General features: G+C 58.3%; 13 protein-coding genes. 7 read left to right on the forward strand and 6 right to left on the reverse strand.

Features of this window, described 5'->3' with window-relative positions:
• Positions 1-35 precede the first annotated feature (35 nt).
• Positions 36-950 carry a LysR family transcriptional regulator gene (locus AB1E37_RS09975; protein ID WP_002909089.1) on the reverse strand — a complete coding sequence of 305 codons (915 nt, stop codon included), beginning with the start codon at positions 948-950 and terminating at the stop codon, positions 36-38.
• Between the two features lie 280 nt (positions 951-1,230).
• Between AB1E37_RS09975 and AB1E37_RS09980 the strand changes: the two genes are divergently transcribed.
• Together AB1E37_RS09980 and btuC are read left to right on the forward strand one after the other, a co-directional pair.
• Positions 1,231-2,664, forward strand: coding sequence for a gluconate:proton symporter (locus AB1E37_RS09980; protein WP_004148738.1), 1,434 nt, complete (start codon positions 1,231-1,233; stop codon positions 2,662-2,664).
• Between the two features lie 123 nt (positions 2,665-2,787).
• Complete coding sequence (gene btuC, locus AB1E37_RS09985; protein WP_117116828.1) at positions 2,788-3,774, forward strand: vitamin B12 ABC transporter permease BtuC; 987 nt, start codon at positions 2,788-2,790, stop codon at positions 3,772-3,774.
• Positions 3,775-3,810: 36 nt separating this feature from the next.
• On the opposite strand, the gene AB1E37_RS09990 is transcribed toward btuC, so the two are convergent.
• Positions 3,811-4,611 carry a MetQ/NlpA family ABC transporter substrate-binding protein gene (locus AB1E37_RS09990; protein WP_002909085.1) on the reverse strand — a complete coding sequence of 267 codons (801 nt, stop codon included), beginning with the start codon at positions 4,609-4,611 and terminating at the stop codon, positions 3,811-3,813.
• A 236-nt stretch (positions 4,612-4,847) separates the two neighbouring features.
• Here AB1E37_RS09990 and AB1E37_RS09995 point away from each other — a divergent pair, with 236 nt between their 5' ends.
• The 4 genes from AB1E37_RS09995 to selO all read left to right on the forward strand — a co-directional run bounded on the left by AB1E37_RS09995 (position 4,848) and on the right by selO (position 8,248).
• Positions 4,848-5,399: a glutathione peroxidase gene (locus AB1E37_RS09995; RefSeq protein WP_004180371.1), complete on the forward strand. Its 552-nt coding sequence runs from the start codon at positions 4,848-4,850 to the stop codon at positions 5,397-5,399.
• Positions 5,399-6,148, forward strand: coding sequence for a vitamin B12 ABC transporter ATP-binding protein BtuD (btuD, locus tag AB1E37_RS10000; RefSeq protein ID WP_002909083.1), 750 nt, complete (start codon positions 5,399-5,401; stop codon positions 6,146-6,148). The genes AB1E37_RS09995 and btuD overlap by 1 nt, the downstream gene beginning before the upstream one ends.
• A gap of 79 nt (positions 6,149-6,227) precedes the next feature.
• Complete coding sequence (locus tag AB1E37_RS10005) at positions 6,228-6,692, forward strand: NlpC/P60 family protein (protein WP_002909082.1); 465 nt, start codon at positions 6,228-6,230, stop codon at positions 6,690-6,692.
• Positions 6,693-6,805: 113 nt separating this feature from the next.
• Positions 6,806-8,248 carry a protein adenylyltransferase SelO gene (gene selO, locus AB1E37_RS10010; RefSeq protein ID WP_004184566.1) on the forward strand — a complete coding sequence of 481 codons (1,443 nt, stop codon included), beginning with the start codon at positions 6,806-6,808 and terminating at the stop codon, positions 8,246-8,248.
• Between the two features lie 29 nt (positions 8,249-8,277).
• Here selO and hemP read toward each other — a convergent pair whose 3' ends face one another.
• The 4 genes from hemP to AB1E37_RS10030 form a co-directional block, all read right to left on the reverse strand.
• Positions 8,278-8,457, reverse strand: a complete 180-nt coding sequence (gene hemP / locus AB1E37_RS10015) for a hemin uptake protein HemP (protein WP_014343179.1) — start codon at positions 8,455-8,457, stop codon at positions 8,278-8,280.
• 155 nt (positions 8,458-8,612) lie between these two features.
• Positions 8,613-9,659 carry a 3-deoxy-7-phosphoheptulonate synthase AroH gene (aroH, locus tag AB1E37_RS10020; protein ID WP_004180369.1) on the reverse strand — a complete coding sequence of 349 codons (1,047 nt, stop codon included), beginning with the start codon at positions 9,657-9,659 and terminating at the stop codon, positions 8,613-8,615.
• Between the two features lie 154 nt (positions 9,660-9,813).
• On the reverse strand, positions 9,814-10,647 hold the full coding sequence (locus AB1E37_RS10025) for a pyruvate, water dikinase regulatory protein (protein ID WP_002909061.1): 834 nt from the start codon (positions 10,645-10,647) through the stop codon (positions 9,814-9,816).
• A 144-nt stretch (positions 10,648-10,791) separates the two neighbouring features.
• A complete protein-coding gene (locus AB1E37_RS10030) occupies positions 10,792-10,911 on the reverse strand; it encodes a hypothetical protein (RefSeq protein WP_002909058.1) in 120 nt (39 codons plus the stop codon).
• Positions 10,912-10,986: 75 nt separating this feature from the next.
• Between AB1E37_RS10030 and ppsA the strand changes: the two genes are divergently transcribed.
• Positions 10,987-13,365: a phosphoenolpyruvate synthase gene (gene ppsA, locus AB1E37_RS10035; protein ID WP_002909055.1), complete on the forward strand. Its 2,379-nt coding sequence runs from the start codon at positions 10,987-10,989 to the stop codon at positions 13,363-13,365.
• The last annotated feature ends 69 nt before the right edge of the window (positions 13,366-13,434 follow it).

The raw sequence follows: 13,434 nt of genomic DNA on the forward strand, positions 1-13,434 counted from the left end.
ACCGCTGATAAATTTATCGGGTTATGTCAAAGCATTTACCCCAGCGGCGCAATTGACTTTTTATGGTCAGGGTATAACCGCAGGTTAATCTCCTTGAGCTGCTGGCGCAGACGCTGGCAGAGAAAATCGACGAACTTTTGCGCCATCGGGCTCAGGGAAACGTCGGCCCGGCGTAACAGACAGAGGTTAATCGCCATCGGCGGCGTAATGGGATGGATCATCTCCGGGGCCAGGTTGTGCTGGGCGGAAAAGATATCAGTGATGCTGCAGCCCATGCCGCGCTTCACGAACTCGGTGGCCATATAGTAGGTCTGGACGTTTAGCCGGGTGGTGGAAAAGTCGCGACGGGTGGCGATGGCGGCAGAGAGCGAGTGCGGTCCCGGCGAGATCCAGCGCTGCTGGTCGATCTGGTCGATCTCCACCGCCCCCTGACGATAATGACGGTCGATGTACACCAGCGGTACTTCGGCAATCAGGGTGGTCAGGATCTCTCCCTGCTGCACCGGCTGTAGCGTCAGCGCCAAATCTATCTCGCGCAAATCCAGTTTTTTGACCAGCGTCTCGGTGTGCTCGGTAGTGAGCGTCATCACCAGGTTGCTGTTTTGCTGATAAAAGTCGGTCACCAGCTCCGGCACCAGGCTTAACCCCAGGCTTGGCAGACAGCCTAAAGTGATCTTGGCGCGCGGATCGCGAGCCAGGTTGTCGGCCAGCAGGCGCAGGTTGTCCAGGTCCTGATAAATGCTCTGCGCTTTTTCGAAAAGTGTGATCGCCTCGCTGGTCGGCAGCAGCTTGCCGCGCACCCGCTGAAACAGGGTAAAACCCAGCTTCATTTCGGCGCTTTTTAACGCTTTGCTGGCCGCGGGCTGGGAGATATTGAGCGCTTCCGCCGCTCGCGATAAAGAGCCGCAGGTCATGACGGCATAGAAGATTTCCAGATGACGCAGTTTCATGAACAGTTAACTCAGGGTTATAGCCTACCGATAAAAAGTCATTTTCTACTAACACTAAGTTAACATAGATTTAATCACCAATCAGCGCATTGGTTACATCTTGTGCTGTAGACCCCGCCCAATGGCGGCATATTACGCTCTCAGAATCGTTTCCTTTGTACCCAAACAAACCCTCAGGCCGCGGCCAATCAATAATGAAAAAGAGGGAGGATATTTTCTGAGCAGGCCCCCATACACCACCTGACCATCATGGTCGGATTGATTGGCATTAAGGAGTGTTATGAGTGACTCAACGCTCACAGGCAATGCGCCTGTCAGACGAAATATCACGCGGAAAAACGTTATTATTGGTCTGTTATTGCTGCTGTTCGTGTTGATCGCGCTGTGGTGCCACGGTCGACCAGGCAGCGAGCTTGGTCTGCTGGGATTTACGCCGCTGGTGGCGCTAGCGATATTATCGCTGATCGGCGTTGATATTGTGCTGGCGGTCATCTCCTCGATTATTATCGCCATGATAATGACCTCGACCGGCCTGCCGGAAATGGGCACGATGCTGGCGAAATCCACCGGGTCATTTATTGCCACCGTTGGGCTTATCATTATGCTCGGCGCCGGCGTGGGGGAAGTGGCCACCCGCACCGGCGCAGCGGTTGAGCTGGTAAAATTTGTCGTCCATCGCATCGGGTTGTCGAGTCAGACGCGGGTGAAATTCGGCATTGTGGCGTCATCGATTTTAATTTGCGGTTCGCTGGGCACTATGGCCGGTGGCAATGCCATTATCGTGGCAGTAATCATTCCGGTGGCGGCAGCGGTACGCTTGACGCCGCCAACGGTCGCCGCGCTGATGATGACCGCCGGTTCCGTTGGGCTGTTTACCGGGCCTTTCACCCCCAGTACCGTGACGATCCTCAGCCTCGGTGGGTTGAGCTATCCGGACTATCTGCTGTACGTTGGTCTGCCGATGAGCGCGGTCACGCTGCTGGCCGGCTGGGTAATGGCGGGACGGATCCAGAAGATGACCGAAGGCAAACTGCGCTATGACGTCGATCTCGCGGAAAAGCCGCAAGAGGATCTCAGCGCCGCGCAGCAGCGTCGGCGTAAATTAAGCGCGCTGGCCTTCGCGGCGACCATCATCGTGATGGCGATCGTTGGCGTGGTGATTAAAGCCGGCTTCAGCTTCGCGATAATCGTGATGCTGCTGGTGGCCCTGATGACCGGCCTGGTAGGCGGCCTGCGACCGACGCAGATCCTTCAGGCCCTGTATCACGGCTGCGGCCGTCTGGTGTGGATGTTTATTCTCTACTGGCTGTACAACCCGATCCTTGAGCTGATGGATGGCCTGCACGCCTATCAGGGGCTGCTGGAGTATACTCAACCGCTGCTGGAGGGGATCTCCCCGGCCTGGCTGTGCTTTAGCATCTTCGCGTTCAATATTATCGGCCATGTGCCCGGTGCGGCGGTGGCCCAGATGACCTTTACTCATAAAATCTTTGGCCCGATGCTGATGGCCGCCGGCGTGCCGCCCCAGGGGACCACCGCCGTGCTGCTGGCCTCATCCCAGGTGGACTGGTTCGGGCCGTTTCCCTCATCAGATATGTTCGGCCAGATGGGGCTGGCGCAGTCTACTCATCTGAAATATATGCTCTATAACGGCTGGGCAATCGTGGTGGCGAACATCATTCTCTTTGCGCTGCTGTTTCAGATTCTGGTGTGACGAACGACCGCAGACGCGGAGGAGATTTTCCTTCGCGTCGACGTTTGGTCGTGAGGTTTTCCTTTTCTCACCGCGACAGCCACCGTAAAATCAGCCTCTTGTTCCCCCTGCGTAATGGAATCTATGCTGACTCTCGCCCATCTTCAACAGCGCCGTAGCCGGCGTTGGCTCTTCGGATTAACGCTGTTGCTGCTGGTCACCCTGCTGATCAGCCTGTGCGCGGGGGATCAATGGATCCCGCCCGGCGAGTGGCTCAGCGCCAAAGGTCAGCTGTTTATCTGGCAGATCCGCCTGCCGCGAACCCTGGCGGTGCTGCTGGTGGGGGCGGCGCTGGCGCTCTCCGGGGCGATTATGCAGGCGTTGTTTGAAAATCCTCTGGCGGAGCCGGGGCTGCTGGGGGTCTCCAACGGCGCGGGCGTCGGGCTGATTGCCGCCGTCCTGCTGGGCAAAGGAGTCTTGCCCGGCTGGGCGCTCGGCCTGTGTACCATCTTTGGCGCGCTGCTGATCACTTTTATTCTGCTGCGTTTCGCCCGCCGCCATCTGTCTACCAGCCGTCTGCTGCTGGCGGGGGTGGCGCTGGGGATCATCTGCAGCGCCCTGATGACCTGGGCAGTCTACTTCTCCACCTCTTTTGACCTGCGTCAGCTAATGTACTGGATGATGGGCGGGTTTGGCGGCGTCGACTGGCAACAGCTGTGGCTGATGATAGCCCTCCTGCCGGTGCTCTGCTGGGTCTGTCTGCAGTCGCAACCCCTGAATTTACTGGCGCTGGGCGAAGTCTCCGCTCGTCAGCTTGGGCTGCCGCTGTGGCTGTGGCGCAAATTACTGGTGGTGGCGACCGGCTGGATGGTCGGCGTTAGCGTGGCGCTGGCGGGGGCGATTGGCTTTATCGGTCTGGTGATCCCGCATATTCTGCGGCTATGCGGCTTGAGCGATCACCGGGTGTTGCTCCCGGCCTGTATGCTGGCCGGGGCAAGCGCCTTGCTGGGGGCGGATATCATTGCCCGGCTGGCGCTTTCCGCCGCAGAGCTGCCGATTGGCGTGGTGACGGCGACCCTGGGCGCGCCGGTCTTTATCTGGTTGCTGCTGCGTTCGCGGGGGCGGGGATAGCGCGGCGCCGTCGGCAGGGACGGCGCCGGTTCAGGCTTACCAGCCTTTGATCGCGTCGCCTTTGTAGACTTCCTTCGCTTTTTCCGCGACTTCGCTGGTCTGGAAGGCGGCTTTTAATTCCTGAATTTTCTTGCTGTCCTTATTATCCTCGCGGGCGACTATCGCATTCACGTATGGGGAATCCGGCCCCTCCATAAACAGACCGTCGCGGGCGGCCGACAGGCCCGCCTGGGCGGAGAAGTTGGTGTTAATGATTGACAGGCTGACGTTCGGATCGTCAAGGGTACGGGTCAGCTGCGGGGTATCCACTTCAACAATTTTCAGCTGTTTCGGATTGTCGATGATATCCAGCGTGGTGGGTAAATAGCCGACGCCCGGTTTCAGCTTGAGTAACCCCTGCGCCTGAAGCAGCAGCAGGCTGCGGCCCAGGGTGGTGGTTTCATTAGAAATGGTCACCGTCGCCCCTTCGGGCAGTTCGCTGATATTTTTGATCCGGTGAGAATAGGCGGCGATAGGGAAGACAAAGGTTTTACCGACCACTGCAAATTTATAGCCGCGTTCTTTCGACTGCGCCTCAAGGTACGGCAGGGTCTGGAAGGCGTTGGCATCGACATCTTTGTTGTTCAGCGCTTCGTTGGGCAGCACATAATCATTGAAGGAGACCACTTCGACGTCGAGGTGGTATTTATCCTTCGCCACCTGCTCCACCACTTTCCAGATGGCTTCGTCCGGCCCGGTATTGATAGCGACTTTTACTTTATTATCTTCATCCGGGGAGCAGGCGCTCAGCAGGGCGACAGAGGTGGCGATTAACGCCAGGCTAAACAACTTCTTCATCACTAAAACTCTCTTAAATTAACAAGTAACGAAACCATATTACATTCATGGAACACTGTACACGGAAATGGTCGACGGCCCAATTGAGAGGATTTCATGTTGCCGGCGGCCAGCGAAGCGCTGTTACATCATGCGACAACTCGGGGGGAATGGCAGTAGAATGGCGGGCGCTGAATCCGCTACAGTAGAAAGGGATCACCTTCACCGGAAACCGGTTTATCCATTGAGGACAGGCTATGCAACATGACATTCTGAATACCGAAGTGACGACCATTGATGGCGAGAAAACTACCCTGGCATCCTTTGCCGGCAAGGTGCTGCTGATCGTCAATGTGGCCTCGAAATGCGGCCTGACGCCGCAGTATGAGCAACTCGAGGATCTGCAAAAGCAGTTTGCCGCCGAGGGCTTCAGCGTGCTGGGGTTCCCCTGCAACCAGTTCCTCGGCCAGGAGCCGGGCAGTGAAGAGGAGATTAAGACCTTCTGCAGCACTACCTACGGCGTCACCTTCCCGCTGTTTAGCAAAATTGACGTCAACGGCGAACATCGCGCGCCGCTCTATCAAAAACTGATTGCCGCCGCGCCGAAAGCGGTGGCCCCGGAAGGCAGCGGTTTTTATGAGCGGATGGCCAGCAAAGGCCGGGCGCCGCTGTATGTGGACGACATTCTGTGGAATTTCGAAAAATTCCTCATCGATCGCCAGGGCAACGTCATTCAGCGCTTCTCTCCGGATATGACGCCGGACGATCCGCAGCTGGTGGCGGCGATTAAAGGAGCGCTGGCGCAATAATGTCGTTTCTGATGCAGCTACAGGATGTAGAAGCGGCGGGGCGCCTGGCCCCGTTTTCTGCGGCTTTTCGCGCCGGGGAGATTGTCCATCTGGTGGGGCCGAACGGCGCAGGGAAGAGCACGCTGCTGACCCGCATGGCGGGGCTGTCCGACGGCCCCGGCACGGTTCATTTTAACGGCCGGCTGCTTGACGAGTGGCCGGCGAGGGAGCTGGCGCGCCGTCGCGGATATCTGAGTCAACACCAGACCCCGCCGTTCGCCATGCCGGTATGGCACTACCTGGCGCTGCATATGCAGCAGCAGGGTGATAGCGCCCGTCTGAGCGATATCGCGGCCAGGCTTGGTCTGGACAATAAGCTGGGCCGTCCGGTCAATCAGCTGTCGGGCGGCGAGTGGCAGCGCGTGCGGCTGGCGGCAGTGATCCTGCAGATCGATCCCTTGAGTAATTCCGCGGGTCAGCTGCTGCTGCTGGATGAGCCGATGAACAGTCTGGATGTGGCCCAGCAGGCGGCGCTGGATCGGCTGTTACACGAGCTGAGCGCGGCGGGGATTGCGGTGGTGATGAGCAGCCACGATCTCAACCATACCCTGCGCCACGCCGGTCAGAGCTGGCTGCTCTGCCAGGGGGAAGCCATCGCCTGCGGGGAGACCGCCGAGGTGCTGAATGAGGAAAATTTAACCGCCGCCTATGCGATCCCGTTCCAGCGCGTTGAGGTGGCCGGTCATATTATGCTCATCGCGTCACAGTAGCACGCAGTTATCTTGTCACTATATTGATAAACAAGCTAAATTATTGCGATAGAGACTAGGGACAGAGGGATCATCTGAAATGCGCTTCTGGTTCATGTTGGCGGCGGCGTTAATTTTAGCCGGCTGCAGCAGCCATCGGGCACCGCCGCCGAATCCTCGGCTGGCTGACTCCATCACGGTGGTGGCGAATCTGAACGAGCAGCTGCGCAGCTGGCGCGGCGCGCCGTATCGCTACGGCGGCATGACGCCGCGCGGCGTTGACTGCTCCGGCTTCGTGGTGCGCACGTTTCGCGATAAATTTGCCCTCCAGCTGCCGCGTGAAACCCGCGAGCAGGCGGAGATCGGCACCCGCATCGATAAGCGCGATCTGCTGCCCGGCGATCTGGTGTTCTTCAAAACCGGCTCAGGGGAGAGCGGTCTGCACGTTGGCATCTACGATACCGACAACCAGTTTATTCACGCCTCCACCAGCCAGGGCGTCACCCGTTCCTCGCTGGATAACGTCTACTGGAACAAAAAGTTCTGGCAGGCGCGGCGAATCTGACGTCATTCAGAAGCAAGAGGGAAGCGAACGCTTCCCTTTTTTATGCCGATAACCCTGCACTCCGCCCGTGTTAATCCGCTGTTCCAGGCACTACACTGGAGAGAGGAGGAACCATGACCCTTTCTTTTACCACCCACTGGCGGGATGAACTGCCGGACTTTTACACTTCCCTGTCACCAACGCCGTTGGATAACGCCCGACTCATCTGGCGCAACGCCCCGCTGGCGCAACAGCTGGGGGTGCCCGACGCCCTGTTTGCGCCTGAAAGCGGGGCCGGTGTCTGGGGCGGCGAAGCGCTGCTTCCGGGCATGTCGCCGCTGGCGCAGGTATACAGCGGCCATCAGTTTGGCGCCTGGGCCGGCCAGCTGGGCGACGGACGCGGGATCCTGCTCGGCGAGCAGCAGCTGGCGGATGGCCGCCGTTACGACTGGCATCTGAAAGGCGCCGGCCTGACTCCTTATTCGCGGATGGGGGACGGCCGCGCCGTGCTGCGCTCGACGATCCGGGAAAGTCTGGCGTCGGAGGCGATGCATGCTCTGGGGATCCCGACGACGCGCGCCCTGGCGATGGTGACCAGCGATACCCCGGTCTACCGCGAGCGCGTGGAGCCCGGCGCGATGCTGATGCGGGTGGCCGAGAGCCATGTGCGCTTCGGCCATTTCGAACATTTTTACTATCGCCGTGAGCCGCAGAAGGTCCAGCAACTGGCCGACTATGTTATTCGCCACCACTGGCCGCAGCTGCAGGATGAGGCGGACAAGTACCTGTTATGGTTCCGTGACATTGTCATGCGTACCGCGCAGACTATCGCCAGCTGGCAAACCGTGGGCTTTGCCCATGGGGTGATGAATACCGACAACATGTCGATTCTCGGTCTGACCATCGACTACGGCCCGTATGGCTTCCTTGACGATTTTCAACCGGACTTCATCTGCAACCACTCCGATTATCAGGGGCGCTACAGTTTTGAAAACCAGCCGGCGGTGGGGCTGTGGAATCTGCAGCGTCTCGCCCAATCGCTGTCGCCGTTTATCAGCGCTGAAGCGTTAAACGCGGCGCTGGATGAGTATCAGCACGCCTTGCTGACCGCTTATGGCCAGCGGATGCGCGATAAACTCGGCCTGTTCAGCCAGCAGAAAGGGGATAACGACCTGCTGGACGGGCTGTTTGCCCTGATGATCCGCGAGAAGAGCGACTATACCCGGACGTTCCGCCTGCTGAGCCACAGCGAACAGCTCAGCGCCGCATCGCCGCTGCGCGATGAGTTTATCGACCGCGCGGCCTTTGACAGCTGGTTTGCCGGGTATCGTGCGCGGCTGCGTGATGAACAGGTGGACGACGCGCAGCGCCAGCAGAGGATGCAGGGCGTGAATCCGGCGCTGGTGTTACGTAACTGGCTGGCGCAGCGGGCGATCGAGCAGGCTGAGGCGGGCGATATGGGCGAGCTGGAGCGCCTGCATGCCGCGCTGGCAGACCCCTTTACCGATCGCGAGGACGACTACGTCCGCCGCCCGCCGGACTGGGGGAAACGTCTGGAAGTCAGCTGCTCGAGCTAACTTGCCTCGCCCCGCGTTCAGCGGGGCGCTTACTTGGTCAGAATTAACTTCCCAGCGTGGGTCTGGCGCAGCAGATAGCGCTGGCCGCCATGCTCAATCACTACTCGTCCTTCGCTGCCTAACAGAACCCGACTGCTGATCTCTCTGTCCGTCGCCACGGGATAAGGGGCATTGTCTTTTGGTTTTTCAGCTGTGGCAGTGTTATCCATACGCGTCATAGCTCTCAGAATAAAAATCAAGGCAACAATGATAATCATTATCAATAATGTTGTTTTTGACGGCAAGCGTTATTTATCGTGTTACCGGATTTGGTAGGGGAGTCAGCGAAGAGAATTGCCCGCCGCAGGCGCGGCGGGCGGAGCGGTTACAGGCGGGTGGCGGTGGCCGCAGCCAGCTCGCTCAATAATCTTTCGCTGTCTTCCCAGCTCAGGCAGGGGTCGGTGATCGACTGGCCCCAGGTCAACGGCTGGCCGGGGACCACTTTCTGAGTGCCTTCCTGCAGGAAGCTTTCGGCCATAATCCCGGCGATGGCGGTGGAGCCCGCGCGAATTTGCTGACAGATATCGGCGCACACCTCCAGCTGACGGCGGTGCTGCTTCTGGCAGTTGCCATGGCTGAAATCAACGACCAGCTGTTCCGGCAGATCGAATTCACGCAGCGCCTCGCCGGCGGCGGCGATATCCTCGGCGTGATAGTTTGGCCGTTTGCCGCCGCGCATAATAATATGCCCATACGGATTGCCGCTGGTCTGGTAAATCGTCATCTGCCCCTGCTTGTCCGGAGAGAGGAACATATGGCTGGCGCGGGAGGCGCGGATGGCGTCCACCGCGATGCGCGTATTGCCATCGGTGCCGTTTTTAAATCCAACCGGGCAGGAGAGCGCTGAGGCCATTTCACGGTGGATCTGGCTTTCAGTGGTGCGCGCCCCGATGGCCCCCCAGCTGATGAGATCGGCGATAAACTGACCGGTCACCATATCGAGAAACTCGGTGGCCGTCGGTACCCCCAGCTCATTAACCTGCAGCAGCAGGCGCCGCGCCAGCTCAATTCCGTGGTTGACCCGGTAGCTGCCGTTGAGGTCGGGATCGGAGATTAAGCCTTTCCAGCCCACCACGGTACGCGGTTTTTCAAAGTAGGTGCGCATCACGATCTCCAGCTGCGGCTGGTAGCGCTCGCGCATGCCCTGCAGGCGGCGGGCATACTCCAGCGCCGCGTCGGTGTCGTGAATGGAGCAGGGGCCGATAATCACCAGCAGTCGGCGGTCTTCGCCGTTGAGGATTTTTTCAATTCGGCGGCGGGAGGCCGAGACGTGGGCAGCCACGTCGGCCGTCACGGGATGGCGCTGGGCCAGCTCCGCGGGCGTTACCAGGCTCTCAATGCGCGCGGTACGCAATTCGTCTGTTTTATTCATTGGGGTCTCAAAAATCTGTTTCTTCCGCGGCGAAAATGCCGGGAAGTGATGCGCATCACGATAAACCAATCCCTGCTTATTGCAAGAGCAGGGCATGATCCTGTATAGGCCACGGGTGATAGCATAAACAAATTTTTAATAATGTACTAGTGTATTAGTACATCCTGCGATTCAGCCCCATGATGTCCATGATTTTTGTCGCAATTTCCTCAACAGAATAGTTGGTGCTGTTCAGGCAGGGGATTTTATTCTTGCGATACAGGGCCTCCACTTCGGTCACTTCCATCCGACACTGGCGCAGCGAGGCGTAGCGGCTGTTCTCCCGGCGCTCCTCGCGGATCGCCGCCAGACGCTCCGGATTGATGGTCAGGCCGAACATCTTATGCTGCAGGGGTTTCAGCGAGGCCGGCAGCACCAGATTGTCCATATCGTCGGCGATAAACGGATAGTTGGCGGCGCGAATACCGTACTGCATGGCGAGATACAGACTAGTGGGTGTTTTGCCGCAGCGCGAGACGCCGAGGAGGATCACCTGCGCCTGGTCAAGGTTGCGCAGCGAGATGCCATCGTCATGGGCGAGGGTATAATCGATGGCGGCGATACGCGCATCGTATTTAATCAGGTTGCCGGGGTTGAGGCCGTGGGTGCGGTGGGCCACCGGCGTCGGGTCGAGGTTGAGCTCCTGCTGCAGCGGGGCCACCAGCGCCTGCACGATATCCTGACAAAAGCCTTCGCTTTGCAGAATAATGTCGCGTATTTCCGGGATGACGATGGAGTAGAACACCAGCGGGCGAATACCCGTTTGCTGATAGATGGCGTCGATCTGCTCCTTTACCGCCCGCGCGCGGCTGATGTTTTCCACAAACGGCAGGGTTACGCTGCTGATGGCGACCGGGAATTGCGACATCACGGCATGCCCCAGCACCTCCGCCGTGATGGCGGTACCGTCAGAAATATAAAATACGTGGCGATCTACAGCACTTTCCATTTTGACCATCCGGTATAATGAGTTTAATTGCCTGAAAGCGGATATTAAATTTAAGCATATCCCTGTTTGATTTGTCTCTTGTTAAAATTGAAACGCTATTTTTGTTTTTTATGAAAAGGGTGGTTCATTTTCTTTTTGTCGCCGTTATTTCCAGCGTTTTTCATCAGAATTCCTAAAAATCATCAAGTTAGCAATATCGGGGGAACAGTCCGAAAAATGAAAAAATAATTTGCTTGAACGATTCACCGTTTTTTTCAGCTTCATAAATATGTCAGGATAATCCTGCAGTCGATCGTGAAATTTTTTTCACTGGTATTAAATCACAAAAGGATTGTCTCGATGTCCAACAATGGCTCGTCACCGCTGGTGCTTTGGTATAACCAACTCGGCATGAATGATGTAGACAGAGTTGGGGGCAAAAATGCCTCCCTTGGTGAAATGATTACGAATCTGTCCGGTATGGGTGTTTCCGTACCTAACGGGTTTGCCACCACCGCTGATGCTTTCAATCAGTTCCTGGACCAAAGCGGTGTTAACCAGCGCATCTATGCGCTGCTGGATGAAACCGACATTGACGACGTTTCCGCATTAGCGAAAGCGGGCGCGCAGATCCGACAGTGGATCATCGATACCCCCTTCCAGAGCGAACTGGAAAACGCGATTCGCGATGCTTATGACCTGCTGTCCGCCGATGACGCCGAGGCCTCATTCGCCGTGCGCTCTTCCGCCACCGCGGAAGATATGCCGGACGCCTCCTTCGCCGGACAGCAAGAGACATTCCTCAACGTGCAGGGCTTTGACGCCGTGCTCGTTGCCGTGAAGCACGTGTTTGCTTCGCTGTTTAACGATCGCGCAATCTCCTATCGCGTGCATCAGGGTTACGATCACCGCGGCGTGGCGCTCTCCGCCGGGGTGCAGAGGATGGTCCGCTCCGATCTGGCCTCCTCCGGCGTCATGTTCTCCATCGATACCGAATCCGGCTTTGACCAGGTGGTGTTTATCACCTCGGCGTGGGGTTTGGGCGAGATGGTGGTGCAGGGCGCGGTGAACCCGGACGAATTCTACGTCCACAAACCGACGCTGGCCGCTGGCCGTCCGGCGATCGTGCGCCGCACCATGGGGTCGAAAAAGATCCGTATGGTTTACGCGCCGACCCAGGAGCACGGTAAACAGGTGCGTATCGAAGATGTGCCGCAGGCGCAGCGCGATATTTTCTCGTTAAGCAACGAGGAGGTGCAGGAGCTGGCGAAGCAGGCGGTGCAGATCGAGAAGCACTACGGCCGTCCGATGGATATCGAGTGGGCGAAAGATGGCCACACCGGTAAGCTGTTTATCGTCCAGGCGCGTCCTGAAACCGTGCGTTCCCGCGGCCAGGTGATGGAGCGTTATACCCTCCACGCTCAGGGGCAGATCATCGCCGAAGGGCGCGCCATCGGCCACCGCATTGGCGCCGGTCCGGTCAAGGTGATCCACGATATCAGCGAGATGAATCGCATTGAGCCAGGCGACGTACTGGTTACCGACATGACCGACCCGGACTGGGAACCGATCATGAAAAAAGCCTCGGCGATTGTCACCAACCGCGGCGGGCGTACCTGTCACGCGGCGATTATCGCCCGTGAGCTGGGGATCCCGGCGGTGGTCGGCTGCGGTGATGCTACCGATCGCATTCAGGAAAATCAGAATGTCACCGTCTCCTGCGCCGAAGGCGACACCGGCTATGTCTACGCCGAGCTGCTCGACTTCAGCGTCAAGAGCTCCAGCGTCGGCGACATGCCGGATCTGCCGCTGAAGGTGATGATGAACGTCGGCAACCCGGATCGCGCGTTCGACTTCGCCTGCCTGCCGAACGAAGGCGTCGGTCTGGCGCGGCTGGAATTTATCATCAACCGTATGATTGGCGTTCATCCGCGCGCGCTGCTGGAGTTTGACGACCAGGAGCCGGGCCTGCAGAACGAAATCCGCGAGCTGATGAAAGGCTACGATTCGCCGAGAGAGTTCTACGTTGGCCGCCTGACCGAAGGGATCGCCACCCTCGGCGCCGCTTTCTATCCGAAACGGGTGATCGTGCGTCTGTCGGACTTCAAATCGAACGAATACGCCAACCTGGTGGGCGGCGAGCGCTATGAGCCGGAAGAAGAGAACCCGATGCTCGGCTTCCGCGGCGCCGGACGCTACGTTTCCGAAAGCTTCCGCGACTGCTTCGCCCTGGAGTGCGAAGCGATGAAGCGCGTGCGTAACGATATGGGACTGACCAACGTTGAAGTGATGGTCCCGTTCGTCCGTACCGTCGCCCAGGCGAAAGCGGTGGTCGAAGAGCTGGAGCGTCAGGGGCTGAAGCGCGGCGAGAACGGGCTGAAGATCATTATGATGTGCGAGATCCCGTCGAACGCCTTGCTGGCGGAGCAGTTCCTCGAGTACTTCGACGGCTTCTCCATCGGTTCGAACGACATGACCCAACTGGCGCTCGGTCTGGACCGCGATTCCGGTGTGGTTTCTGAGCTGTTTGATGAACGCAATGACGCGGTGAAAGCCCTGCTGTCGATGGCCATCCGCGCGGCGAAGAAACAGGGTAAATACGTCGGCATCTGCGGCCAGGGGCCGTCTGACCATGAGGATTTCGCCGCTTGGCTGATGGAAGAGGGGATTGATAGCTTGTCCCTGAACCCGGATACCGTGGTACAAACCTGGTTAGGTCTGGCGGAACTGAAAAAATAAGTTCGCCCTGACAGGACCGATCCCCGGCAGCGATGCCGGGGATTTTTTTTACCGGTGTCAGGCTATCTG

Origin of the sequence: Klebsiella sp. Shm-1 (assembly GCF_040804525.1) — a bacterium.
Lineage (GTDB): Bacteria > Pseudomonadota > Gammaproteobacteria > Enterobacterales > Enterobacteriaceae > Klebsiella > Klebsiella pneumoniae.

Bases quoted from the DNA above. Each gene is read 5' to 3' on its own strand.
- AB1E37_RS09975 (WP_002909089.1), bottom strand. From the start codon at position 950: ATGAAACTGCGTCATCTGGAAATCTTCTATGCCGTCATGACCTGCGGC.
- AB1E37_RS09980 (WP_004148738.1), top strand. From the start codon at position 1,231: ATGAGTGACTCAACGCTCACAGGCAATGCGCCTGTCAGACGAAATATC.
- btuC (WP_117116828.1), top strand. From the start codon at position 2,788: ATGCTGACTCTCGCCCATCTTCAACAGCGCCGTAGCCGGCGTTGGCTC.
- AB1E37_RS09990 (WP_002909085.1), bottom strand. From the start codon at position 4,611: ATGAAGAAGTTGTTTAGCCTGGCGTTAATCGCCACCTCTGTCGCCCTG.
- AB1E37_RS09995 (WP_004180371.1), top strand. From the start codon at position 4,848: ATGCAACATGACATTCTGAATACCGAAGTGACGACCATTGATGGCGAG.
- btuD (WP_002909083.1), top strand. From the start codon at position 5,399: ATGTCGTTTCTGATGCAGCTACAGGATGTAGAAGCGGCGGGGCGCCTG.
- AB1E37_RS10005 (WP_002909082.1), top strand. From the start codon at position 6,228: ATGCGCTTCTGGTTCATGTTGGCGGCGGCGTTAATTTTAGCCGGCTGC.
- selO (WP_004184566.1), top strand. From the start codon at position 6,806: ATGACCCTTTCTTTTACCACCCACTGGCGGGATGAACTGCCGGACTTT.
- hemP (WP_014343179.1), bottom strand. From the start codon at position 8,457: ATGGATAACACTGCCACAGCTGAAAAACCAAAAGACAATGCCCCTTAT.
- aroH (WP_004180369.1), bottom strand. From the start codon at position 9,659: ATGAATAAAACAGACGAATTGCGTACCGCGCGCATTGAGAGCCTGGTA.
- AB1E37_RS10025 (WP_002909061.1), bottom strand. From the start codon at position 10,647: ATGGAAAGTGCTGTAGATCGCCACGTATTTTATATTTCTGACGGTACC.
- AB1E37_RS10030 (WP_002909058.1), bottom strand. From the start codon at position 10,911: ATGAAGCTGAAAAAAACGGTGAATCGTTCAAGCAAATTATTTTTTCAT.
- ppsA (WP_002909055.1), top strand. From the start codon at position 10,987: ATGTCCAACAATGGCTCGTCACCGCTGGTGCTTTGGTATAACCAACTC.